The sequence below is a fragment of the Oligoflexus sp. genome, from assembly GCF_035638955.1.
Taxonomy (GTDB): domain Bacteria; phylum Bdellovibrionota_B; class Oligoflexia; order Oligoflexales; family Oligoflexaceae; genus Oligoflexus.
Map to the genome: position 1 here is coordinate 1 of NZ_DASQYZ010000429.1, position 2303 is coordinate 2303.

Here is a 2303-nt window from a genome sequence, read left to right on the forward strand (position 1 = left end):
GCGCGGTCCCAAGCTTGCGATTCCACAGGATCGAGTTGGAATCAATATCCCAGTCACGCGACAGTCCGTGTTCGTACTCGGGTAGAAAAGTTTCTTAAACTTTCTTTAGCGCTGTCCCAAAAATGCTGACACATTCCGTACGACTGGCATCGGTATCCATGTTTACGGAGAAATAGGAGACGATGAAATCAGCGGCTCGGAATACGGCGGTGATATACTTATCGGAGGTCCTGGCAATGACACCATAACAGGCAGTAATTCTGATACTTTTGAATTTAAAACAGTAATTATTGGCGAGGGGGGGAAGGACATTTTGTTCGCGAATACATATGGAAATACTGATATAGATGGCGGTGAAGGGTTCGATGAATGCTACAGTCAAGCAGCAACCGGAGGCCCTATAAACAAATGGAACTGCGAATTTATACAGTAGTCGGCCATGCATAAGATTGTAGGGATTGCATGGGGACCGTCTAGAAATGGCTCTGTTGCGTTTGCAAACGCTGAGCAGGAAAATGTCTGGATTTGCGAGCAATCATGTGTAAAAATTTTGATTTGATCGTACAGGTTACCCCTGTTGTTAGCTCAAAAATTTGACTGTAATTTCAAGTTCAGTTCAACATCTTTTCCCTCACTATTCCAAGCCCATCAAGGAATGTCGCTATCGGAGTTCGACCACAGCACATCTTGCCTTGGTGAGTGCGCTCGTTATTGTATTCGGACAACCAAACGTCAAGGTCAATTTGAAGCTCATCAAGCGTTTGGTAGATTTTCCTTCGAAACGCTATCTGGTAAAACTCATTTAAAATCGTACGATGGAAGCGTTCGCAAATGCCATTCGTTTGAGGATGGCGGACTTTCGTCTTTGTATGCTCGATGTCGCAGACAGCAAGGTATAGCTGAAAGTCATGGGAATCAGGTCGACCACAATACTCCGTGCCCCGGTCGGTCAAAATTCGGAGCACTGGAGCATGATAATGATCAAAGAAGGGGATTACCCTATCGTTGAGAAGATCGGCAGCTGTGATGGGGGTTTTGGTCGTGTAGAGCTTGCAAAATGGCTACCTTTGAATAGGTGTCGACAAAGGTCTGTTGGTAAATTCTGCCAACTCCCTTCAAACACCCGACATAAAAAGTATCCTGCGAGCCGAGATAGCCGGGGTGAACAGTCTCAATTTCACCGCAAGCAACGTCGTCATCCTTCTTCCTTTCCAAGGCAGCAGCCTGGGCTTCTGTAAGAATGATACCTTCTTCCTGAACCTTCCTGTCCAGGGCTTTGAGACGCTTTCTCATGGTCTCAAGGTCGCTGCGAATCCATGCGCATCGAACTCCTGCGGCTGACACGAAAATTCCCCGTTTGCGAAGTTCATTGCTGGCTCTAACCTGACCAAATGCAGGAAACTCAATAGCCAGCCCATTGATAGCATCTTCAACGTTTTGATCAATTCTGTTCTTGATGTTTGGCTTGCGTCGTGTCTTCTCAGCGAGGTTTTCAATAACCTCCCTCATAGACGAGTTCTTTGTAGCGGTAAAATGTATCCCTTGAGAAACCCATGACTTTACAGGCTTTGGACACATTGCCCAGCTCTTCAGCAAGGTTCAGAAGTCCCATCTTGTTTTTTATTAGCTTCTGAGTAGAATTCATTTACAGAGTTACCCCGCATTTGGATCTGCCAGGATCCATTTGTTTTTGGTTGTGTTGGGGTAACTCTACCAATTCTCTTGGCATGTTGTAAGATCAAGTCGCAACTTCTACAAATCATGCAGCGACGGAATGGAAGATCTCAGCAGAGGTATTACCCTCTGCTCTGACCTGCCGCTTTCGAATCATTCTCATCGACTCAAAGCCACCAATTATAATCCTTGCAGTTCGAAAAGTCTTGAATCCCAAGGTGGCTCTGCATCGCTGTTTGATGGGCCTATGGTCCTGCTCGATAATGTTGTTCAAATATTTATTCTGACGAATTTCGATATCGGTGCCTTCGTCGTCATTATAGGTTTCGATGCCAGCAGTATTCGCTCCGCTTTTGTCGATAGTGATTTTTACCGGTTCCTCATTTAATTTGATAGCCCTTAAGAGAAAGCGCTTTGCGGCTTTTCTATCACGCTTTGCTGTTAGCAAATAGTCCACAGTATTGCCTTCCTTATCCACTGCCCGGTAAAGGTATTTCCACTGGCCTTTGACCTTGATATAAGGGTGAGTAGACCCTGGCGTTTCATCCAGAGCCCCTCTTAAAACCGGACGGGAACCTCTCGGCTCATCCGGCTTCCACCGATCCAACCTTTTACTGATACCCGCGCCA

The 2303-nt window shown here is 46.0% G+C and carries 1 protein-coding gene and 1 pseudogene; both read right to left on the reverse strand.

Features of this window, described 5'->3' with window-relative positions:
• Nucleotides 1-611 precede the first annotated feature (611 nt).
• Nucleotides 612-1645 (reverse strand): annotated as a pseudogene (locus tag VE954_RS35795) (IS481 family transposase).
• Between the two features lie 114 nt (nucleotides 1646-1759).
• The coding region (locus VE954_RS35800; RefSeq protein ID WP_324962152.1) for an IS6 family transposase at nucleotides 1760-2303 on the reverse strand (544 nt) is incomplete at its 5' end.